Below are 8,485 nucleotides of genomic sequence, written 5' to 3'. Positions count from 1 at the left end.
CAATTTAGAAATACTGCTACCATGGGCGGTTCTGTAGCAAGTAAATTTGGATTCTCAGATATCATTCCTGCTTTATTGGCAGTGCATGCAGACATCGTTACCTTTAAAGGTGGTCGTATGTCCATGCAAGACTATATGACATATAGAGAACGTGATATTCTCGTGGAGATTCGCATCCCTAAAGTAGATGCAGCTGTAGCTGTTGAAGCACTTCGCATCTCTCGTGGTGATTTCCCGTTGTTGACAGGTGCTCTTCGCCATGATGAAAAAGGCGTTGAATTGTATATCGGTACAAGACCTGGTGTACCTCAATTAGCTGTTAAAGCAAGTGCTTTGCTTTCAGAAAAAGGATTATCTGCCGCAAAAGAGGCAGGTCAATTGGCATCTGAAGAACTAGTGTATCAATCTAACTCTCATGCGTCCAAAGAATATCGCATGGAAATGGTAAAAGCAATGGTTCAACGCTTAGCTAAGGAGGTGGCACAATAATGGAACTCGTACTTAATATTAATAACAAAAATGTAACTGTTAATGTGCCAACTGATGAGATGTTACTAGACACATTGCGTAATCTTGGCTATTACAGTGTCCGCTGTGGCTGTGATACCACAAACTGTGGCCTTTGTACTGTATGGGTGGATGACGAAATTATTTTGTCCTGTGCTTATCCTACATTTCGTGCGCCAGGCCATAAGATTACTACATTAGAAGGTTTACAAGAGGAAGCTGAATTATTGGCGGCTTGCATCGCAAGTGAAGGCGCAGATCAGTGTGGTTTTTGTACAACCGGCATGATGATGAGTGCTATCAATTTGAAACGCAAAAATCCAAAGGCTAGCGATGATGAGATTCGCGAATACCTCATAGGTAACTTATGTCGCTGTACTGGTTATGAATCACAACTTCGAGGAGTTCGTAAATTCTTAGAAGGAGGCCTATAATGATGAACAAGCATATTGGTAAGTCCTATGACAAAGTTGACTCCAAAGGTATTTTGTCTGGTAAACCGTCTTATACTGGCGATTTTGTTCCCAAAGATGCGCTCGTTATTAAGGCTCTTCGTAGTCCTCATGCTCAGGCGCGCATCAAATCTATTGATACATCTAAAGCCAAATTGATTCCTGGCGTAGAAGCTATTTTTACTTATGAAGATGTGCCTAATACGCGATTCACATTAGCAGGTCAAACATATCCAGAGCCATCCGCTTATGATGCGCTCATCTTGGACCCTGTAGTTCGCTATGTTGGAGACGAAGTTGCTCTCATCGTAGCAAAAGATGAGGCTACAGCGCTTAAAGCAATGCCGCTTATCAAGGTTGAATACGAAGTACAGAAACCTGTACTTGATATGCACACTGCTATCGATCATGAAACTATAGTACATCCTGAGGATGATATTCATAACAATATCCCTGTAGGTCAAGATTACAAACGTAATATTTGCGTATCCTATCACAAACGGGTAGGAGATGTGGAAGCAGAACTTGCTAAATGTGATTACGTGGCAGAAGGTACATACTTTGACCAGGCTACACGCCAAACAACGATGGAACCATTCCAAAGTTTTGGATATATAGATGCGCTAGGTCGTGTAGTTATCGTATCCTCTACGCAAATCGTATTCCATGTACGCCGTCACATCGCTCGTGCACTCGGTATTCCGGCTACAAAAGTCCGTGTAATTAAGCCTCGTATTGGCGGTGGCTTCGGTTCTAAACAAACGGCTTGTACAGAAATTATGACAGCTTTCGTAGCGTGGACATTGAAAAAACCTTGTTATCTTTTATACGATCGTACAGAAGCACAAACTTGCTCCACTACACGTCATGCTCGTGAATGGAAAATTCGTGTAGGTGCTACGAAAGATGGCATTATTAAAGTTATTGATATGGACTCCATCACAGCCGCTGGGGCACATGCAACTCATTGCTTCACTACTACAACGGCTGGTGAACATAAATCTGTACCGTTGTACAACAAAGCGACTGCTGTTCATTATGGTACAGAAGGTGTGTATACTAACCAAACTCCGGGTGGTGCTTTCCGTGGGTACGGTGCAACAGAAGCCTTGTGGCCATTAGAATGTGCTGTTAACCAATTGGCTGACAAAATGGGGATTGATCCAGCTGAACTACGTCAGAAGAACTTAATAGCGGAAGGTGAACAAAGCTTAGTATATGCTCCAGATGAATATCTTGATTCTGGTCTTTTCCAAGATACTGTAAATCGTGTAAAAGAAATGGCTCGTTGGGATGAACGCCCTCATTCTTGGGACATCGATGAGCGCTATCGCGGTGGACTTGGCATGGCTTTAGCACTACAAGGCTCTGGTGTCGCAAATATCGACGTAGCATCTGTTGAAATCCGACTTGGTGACGATGGCAATTATACATTGTATACTGGATCTTCTGATATGGGCATGGGGTCTAATACCGTATTAACTCAAATGGCCTGTGAAGTAATAGGTTGTCCTATGGAATATATGACTGTTATTGAATCAGATACAGATATCGTACCATTCGATCCAGGGTCCTACGCATCTAGTACAACCTATGTAACGGGTACTGCTGCTAAGATGGCTGCAGAAGAGTTACGCACTAAGATTATTGCTAAATTTGCTCAATTCTTTGAAACCGACGTTGAGAACGTTGACTTTGACGGCGTTGTAGCTACCACGAAAGACGGCTCCAAAACAATGGATATCCATCAATTGGCACCAAAATTATTAGTTGGTGCTAATGCGGAGCAATTGTCTGGTTTCGCTACATGGGGCAGTCATACGTCTCCACCTCCATTTATGGCATCTATTGCTGAGGTAAAGGTAGATAAACAAACCGGTAAGGTTATTCCTCTTCATTTCTATTCTTGTGTTGATTGCGGTACTGTTATCAACCCTAAATTGGCTCGCGTTCAAGTTGAGGGTGGTGTGGTACAAGCTATCGGGATGGCTTTATATGAAGATGTACGCTATTCCAACAATGGTCGTTTGGAAACAAATAATCTTATGACTTATAAAATCCCAACCCGTCAGGATATTGGTGAATTACATACAGACTTTGTAGAATCTTACGAGCCTACAGGTGGCTTCGGAGCTAAATCTATTGGTGAGGTTGTCATCAATACGGGGTGCCCTGCTATCCAACATGCCATTAAAAATGCAGTTGGTGCGGATATTCGTACATTACCTATGACACCTGAGAAGGTATTTATGGCTATGGACGAGAAATATAAAGTATAGAGATTTCTAGTTCCTTTTACTTTCTAAGGAGGCCTGGTTCTATGACATCACAAACATCCTATTGGAATCGATTGATTCAGCCGGGAATCGTTGCCCTTGTTGGGGCAGGCGGTAAAACGACTGTGCTTTCAAAACTAGTAGAATATGGACGGCTGAAAGGTCAGCCAATCGTAGTTACGACTACAACTCGACTCTATGAATCTCAGGTGGCTCATTATGAACCGATTTATACTCGTAATATTAATGAAGCTGATGAGTATTGTACTGACCGACTTTTACGTGGCTATTGTGGTGCGTGGTTCGCTGGAATTACAGGAACAAAAGTAGACTCCTTAGATTGTGATCTTATCGATGGTTTAGCCAAGTTACATCCAAATTGGCAAGTTGTTGTAGAAGCCGATGGGGCGAAGGAAAAATGGCTCAAGGCGCCTAAGACGACTGAGCCTGTCATTCCATCTCTTACAAAGACTACGATTGGTCTCGTAAATCTACAAATGCTAGGGGCCCCATTAGATGATGAGCACGTACATAATATCGAGCTCGTTCAAGATATCGTAAAACGCGATATGGGGGCTATTGTAACTCCGCGTATGTTGGCTGATCTTGTTTTGCATAAACAAGGTTTATTCCAATATAGTAAAGGCAAGAAAATATTGTTCTGTACTGGTTATGAAACAGTGCAACATCGCATTATCGATGATTTTATTGATCATATTGTTGATAGCGATATTACGGCTATCATTTTGGCTGATGGATATAAAGCAAGTTGTGAAATCCGTCGCATTATTCAATGTCGGTAGGTACTCATGACTATTATGAAAGCAAATTGTGATACCGCTTTTATTCCCATGAGAGACCCCATAGACCGTCGTCCTTTGCATATTGGCATTGTCCTCCTTGTGGGAGGGCAATCCAAGCGCATGGGATGTAATAAGCAACTCTTACCATGGCGTGGTAAGACTGTTCTAGATGCGGTCTGTGGGGCTCTTCAATGTGGATGGGGTGGACAGGTAGTTTCAACTATGTCCTGTAAACTACCTTTTGTGGCGGTTACTGGTGATGATCATGAGAAACTAGAATCTATTGTCACAAGCTATGGTTTTGAGGCGATTCGAAATGACCATCCTGAACTGGGGCAAGGAGTATCCATAGCGTTGGGATTACATCATTTGGTGAATACGGCGCCCATACCGCTAGACGGTATTCTCTGTTCAGTAGGGGATCAACCACTTCTGACGAGTGCTGTTGTACATGAGGTCATTAGTGCATTTAGTGATAACTTTCATCCGAAAACTATCGTTGTTCCACATTATGGGGCGAATTGTCATTCGGGAAATCCCGTTCTCTTTGGTTCCCATTGGTTTGATTTTTTACAACAGATTCAAGGGGATCAAGGCGGTAAGACCATTATTCGTGGTGAGGGTCAAGCCCATGTCGTGAAATTATGGATTAGTGATGATGTTGGCGACGATATTGACACACCCGATGATTTTGAGCGTTTGAAACATCGTGAAAGTGAGGCATTATGAAACCATTGGTACTTATGCGTGGAGGTGGAGACATCGCTTCCGGTGCTGTATATAGATTGAGACGGGCGGGCTATCCCGTTGTAATTAGTGAAATAGCGATTCCTACCATGATTCGCCGCGAAGTATGTTACGGTAATGCGGTTCATCGTGGAGAAATGATTTTGGAACGTTTTGTTGCTCGTCATGTGTCTATTGGTGAAGTGAAGGATACATTGGCACAGAAAATCATTCCCGTTGTCACTAGCTCATATGAGGAATTATTGGACACTTTAAAACCAGAGATTGTAGTCGATGCTATTTTGAGTAAAAAGAATCTTGGAACAAAACGAGATGATGCAGAGCTCGTTATAGGTGTTGGCCCTGGATTTACTGCTGGAGAAGATGTAGATGTGGTCATTGAAACGATGCGTGGCCATTCATTAGGTCGCTGTATCTATGATGGGCCGGCTCAACCTAATACAGGTATCCCTGGAAATGTAGGTGGCTACACTCATGAGCGCGTTATCCATTCTCCAAAGGCTGGACTATTTACAGCAAAACGGCATATTGGGGATTCTGTACAAGCCAATGAGGTGATTGGTTATGTTGATGAAGAACCAGTCCGAGCTAAAATTACAGGCATTCTACGAGGAATTTTAAAAAGTGGGCTCATCGTATCAGATCATTTTAAGTTGGCTGATGTGGATGCTCGTTGTGAAGAGTCTCATTGTTATAGTATTTCAGATAAATCCCTTGCTGTCGGTGGAGGTGTATTAGAGGCTGTTACCGCTTGGGATTATGAAAGGAATCTAGATGGAAACAATTTATGATGTGATGAAAAATCGTCTACAGGTTACTGAAACTACCGTGATGGTTACAGTTCTATCCGGTCCTCGTCAAGGGGATAAGACTATTTATGCTGAAGATGGAAGTGTTCTATACGGAACTCCTATTGAAGGATTTACTGTAGATAAAGCAAAGCTAAATTCTCTCTGCATGGTAGGCGAAATGGAGTGTTTCGTACAACCTGTAGAAAATGATCCGTCAGTTCTCGTATTAGGCGCAGGTCATGTTAGCCGAGCTATTACTGATTTGCTGTTGTTTATTGGCTGTCGTGTTACAGTTGTAGATGACCGTCCAGAATATGTAGTTCCTGAATTCTTTGATGAACGTGTTACACGTAAGTGCTTACCTTTAGAAAACTTCAAGAATGATTTACCTCTTGATGAATATAATGGCTTTATCATTGTGACGCGTGCTCATGAGTACGATAATATATGTTTAGAACAATTGCGTGGTTACTTGCCTACGTATATGGGTGTTATGGGTAGCCAAAAACGCATTCATCATGCTTTTGAAGTGTTGCGTGAGCAAGGTTGGACCCAAGATGAGTTAGATATGATTTATGCTCCAATTGGTCTAGACCTTGGTGCACAAACACCTGAGGAGATTGCATTATCTATCGTTAGTGAATATTTGGCAGTGGTACGTGGTAAAAAAGGCGGCTCATTGCGGAAAGGTAGAGTGATCCATGAATCGTGAGTTTATTGAATATCTTAGTGAACGTAAAAACGAAACCTTAGCAGTAGCGACTATTTTATATACTCGTGGATCCACACCTCGTAAAGCTGGTACATCTATGGTTGTATTTCCTGATGGATCTATTTTTGGCACTATTGGCGGCGGTCGTGCAGAAAATGAAATCCGCCTAAGTGCTGTGGACTCCTTGAATAAAAAAGAAGCTCACCGTCGTATTGATGTTCTCCTTGATGATGACGTAGCTGTTAAAGAAGGCATGGTCTGTGGTGGCCAAATGGATGTATGGATTGAAACACAAAACATCTAATAAAATCTCATTCAGCGTTTGTTTATAAATTTACAGTACTCTCAAAATGAGTTAAAATATAAGGTACAGTCAAAGAATTGATTGTACCTTATTATTTTGTATAAGGAGCTATTTTTATGCATATTGACGCACTTATACATACCTTTAGGCTTCTTGATATTGTTGATATCATAATCGTTGCCATTGGTATTTACTATTTATATAAATTGCTTAAAGATACGAGGGCCGTTTCTCTTTTAAAAGGTCTCGTCATGTTGGCAATTTTAAATTTATTGAGTCATTTATTAAATCTATACGTTATCAACTGGATTTTGCAACAAAGTATGACCGTTCTTCTCTTTGCGTTACCGGTTGTATTCCAACCAGAATTGCGTCGTGCTCTAGAACAATTGGGGCGTGGACGAATTTTCAGCAAGGCACAAAATGTAAACGAAGAAGAAATGGATATGGCCATTAATGAAGTAATGGCTGCGGCTCGCGTTATGTCTCGTGAACATACGGGGGCACTTATCGTTTTTGAACGTGAAGTAGGTCTCAATGACTTTGTAGATACTGGTATTCTTATCGATGCTGTATTGAGCCGCGAGTTGATTAAAAATATCTTTGTTCCTAGTACACCGCTTCATGATGGGGCCTTGATTATTCGTGATGGGCGAATTCGTGCAGCAGGCTGTTTGCTGCCGTTGACTGAGGACCGCACATTGAGTACTGAACTAGGTACACGTCACCGTGCAGCTATTGGCTTGTCTGAGCAAACTGACGCTGTTGTAATAGTTGTCAGTGAGGAAACAGGGACCATTTCTTATACATATGGCGGTCATATTTATCGCCATTTACCAGAGGATCAAATTAAAGAGGCATTGCGCACCTTTATGGAACGCCCTCGTCAAACCATTACTAGTATGTGGAAATGGAGGGCAAATAAATGATGATTCATTTGAAACGCAATTGGCCTGCTAAATTATTATCCTTGTTAGCAGCTATCGTCATGTGGTTCTTTATTATGCGCGATCAGAACCCTGTGATGGAAGTAACCTACACAATACCTGTACAGGTTCAAAATCTCAATTCTGGCTATATCATAGAAGATGCACCAGATGTGGTCCGTGTTGTTCTGGCTGGTCCACGAGATACCATTATGTCTATGAAATCAGATAATTTACGAGCTTATATTGATGCATCCGGTGTAAAACCAGGTCAAAATAATGTAACTATTAATTTTACTCCTCCGGCAGGAATGAATCTTGTGGAGGTTAAACCAGATACCATCACCATCAATGTTGATGAATATGCAGAGAAAACGATTCCTGTTGAAATAGTTCCAATCGGTAAGTTCTCTGATGATATTGCTTTGAAATCGGTAACGATTGTGCCGAAAGAGGTAACTGTTTCTGGTCGTAAGCAACAAGTTAATGCAGTGAGCAAGGTTGTCATGAAAGTCAATGTGGCTGGTCAAACGAAGAACTTTAGCGCTGTTAGTACCTTAGAAGCTTGGGATACGGCAGGTAATGTACTAGATGTACATATTAATCCAAACCAAGGTCAAGCACAATATGAACTTAACTTATTACGTAAAGAAAAGGCGGTTCCTATTACTGTTCCGACTGTTGGTACAGTAGCAGAGGGTTATGAAGTTAAATCTACGTCTGCTACACCAACGCAACTAACGGTTACTGGTCGTGAAGAAATGATTGATTCCGTTACAGAAATACAAACAGAACCTATTGATGTGTCGGGTGCTACTGAAACTGTACAGGGTAACTATAATTTAGTATTACCGAATGGTGTTAATAGCAATACCACAACGGTACGGGTGAAAGTAGAAATACAAAAGAAAGTACTTAATGGATGATAAGTTTTTTATGAGGCTTTGAAATCTTGCGATGAAGACCC

Annotated in this window: 10 protein-coding genes; all 10 read left to right on the top strand. The window is 41.6% G+C overall.

Annotated features, from left to right (window positions below; genetic code table 11):
• Positions 1-489: FAD binding domain-containing protein (locus KHY58_RS05070; RefSeq protein WP_278472333.1), on the top strand; the 489-nt coding region annotated here is incomplete at its 5' end.
• A complete protein-coding gene (locus KHY58_RS05065; RefSeq protein ID WP_004693892.1) occupies positions 489-941 on the top strand; it encodes a (2Fe-2S)-binding protein in 453 nt (150 codons plus the stop codon). The genes KHY58_RS05070 and KHY58_RS05065, both read left to right, overlap by 1 nt.
• The gene (locus KHY58_RS05060; protein WP_101928739.1) at positions 941-3,238 is read left to right on the top strand and encodes a xanthine dehydrogenase family protein molybdopterin-binding subunit; all 2,298 of its coding nucleotides are present in this window, start codon (positions 941-943) and stop codon (positions 3,236-3,238) included. Before KHY58_RS05065 ends, KHY58_RS05060 begins: the two co-directional genes overlap by 1 nt.
• A gap of 41 nt (positions 3,239-3,279) precedes the next feature.
• The gene (gene yqeC / locus KHY58_RS05055; protein ID WP_101928740.1) at positions 3,280-4,038 is read left to right on the top strand and encodes a selenium cofactor biosynthesis protein YqeC; all 759 of its coding nucleotides are present in this window, start codon (positions 3,280-3,282) and stop codon (positions 4,036-4,038) included.
• Between the two features lie 6 nt (positions 4,039-4,044).
• Positions 4,045-4,767, top strand: a complete 723-nt coding sequence (locus KHY58_RS05050) for a nucleotidyltransferase family protein (protein WP_101928741.1) — start codon at positions 4,045-4,047, stop codon at positions 4,765-4,767.
• Complete coding sequence (gene yqeB, locus KHY58_RS05045; RefSeq protein ID WP_101928742.1) at positions 4,764-5,576, top strand: selenium-dependent molybdenum cofactor biosynthesis protein YqeB; 813 nt, start codon at positions 4,764-4,766, stop codon at positions 5,574-5,576. The genes KHY58_RS05050 and yqeB overlap by 4 nt, the downstream gene beginning before the upstream one ends.
• Positions 5,560-6,288: an XdhC family protein gene (locus KHY58_RS05040; RefSeq protein WP_012863864.1), complete on the top strand. Its 729-nt coding sequence runs from the start codon at positions 5,560-5,562 to the stop codon at positions 6,286-6,288. The genes yqeB and KHY58_RS05040 overlap by 17 nt, the downstream gene beginning before the upstream one ends.
• Positions 6,278-6,592 (top strand): XdhC family protein, encoded by a 315-nt coding sequence (locus tag KHY58_RS05035; protein WP_012863865.1) that lies wholly within the window; start codon positions 6,278-6,280, stop codon positions 6,590-6,592. The genes KHY58_RS05040 and KHY58_RS05035 overlap by 11 nt, the downstream gene beginning before the upstream one ends.
• A gap of 116 nt (positions 6,593-6,708) precedes the next feature.
• Positions 6,709-7,521 carry a diadenylate cyclase CdaA gene (cdaA, locus tag KHY58_RS05030; RefSeq protein ID WP_012863866.1) on the top strand — a complete coding sequence of 271 codons (813 nt, stop codon included), beginning with the start codon at positions 6,709-6,711 and terminating at the stop codon, positions 7,519-7,521.
• On the top strand, positions 7,518-8,444 hold the full coding sequence (locus tag KHY58_RS05025) for a CdaR family protein (protein ID WP_012863867.1): 927 nt from the start codon (positions 7,518-7,520) through the stop codon (positions 8,442-8,444). Before cdaA ends, KHY58_RS05025 begins: the two co-directional genes overlap by 4 nt.
• The last annotated feature ends 41 nt before the right edge of the window (positions 8,445-8,485 follow it).

The sequence above is a fragment of the Veillonella parvula genome (genome assembly GCF_018366295.1).
Lineage (GTDB): Bacteria > Bacillota > Negativicutes > Veillonellales > Veillonellaceae > Veillonella > Veillonella parvula_P.
This window is presented reverse-complemented; position numbering and strand designations above follow the sequence as displayed.

Excerpts from the sequence above, each read along its gene's own strand:
- KHY58_RS05050 (WP_101928741.1), top strand. The coding sequence starts at position 4,045 with ATGACTATTATGAAAGCAAATTGTGATACCGCTTTTATTCCCATGAGA.
- KHY58_RS05040 (WP_012863864.1), top strand. The coding sequence starts at position 5,560 with ATGGAAACAATTTATGATGTGATGAAAAATCGTCTACAGGTTACTGAA.
- yqeC (WP_101928740.1), top strand. The coding sequence starts at position 3,280 with ATGACATCACAAACATCCTATTGGAATCGATTGATTCAGCCGGGAATC.
- KHY58_RS05025 (WP_012863867.1), top strand. The coding sequence starts at position 7,518 with ATGATGATTCATTTGAAACGCAATTGGCCTGCTAAATTATTATCCTTG.
- KHY58_RS05035 (WP_012863865.1), top strand. The coding sequence starts at position 6,278 with ATGAATCGTGAGTTTATTGAATATCTTAGTGAACGTAAAAACGAAACC.
- cdaA (WP_012863866.1), top strand. The coding sequence starts at position 6,709 with ATGCATATTGACGCACTTATACATACCTTTAGGCTTCTTGATATTGTT.
- yqeB (WP_101928742.1), top strand. The coding sequence starts at position 4,764 with ATGAAACCATTGGTACTTATGCGTGGAGGTGGAGACATCGCTTCCGGT.
- KHY58_RS05060 (WP_101928739.1), top strand. The coding sequence starts at position 941 with ATGATGAACAAGCATATTGGTAAGTCCTATGACAAAGTTGACTCCAAA.
- KHY58_RS05065 (WP_004693892.1), top strand. The coding sequence starts at position 489 with ATGGAACTCGTACTTAATATTAATAACAAAAATGTAACTGTTAATGTG.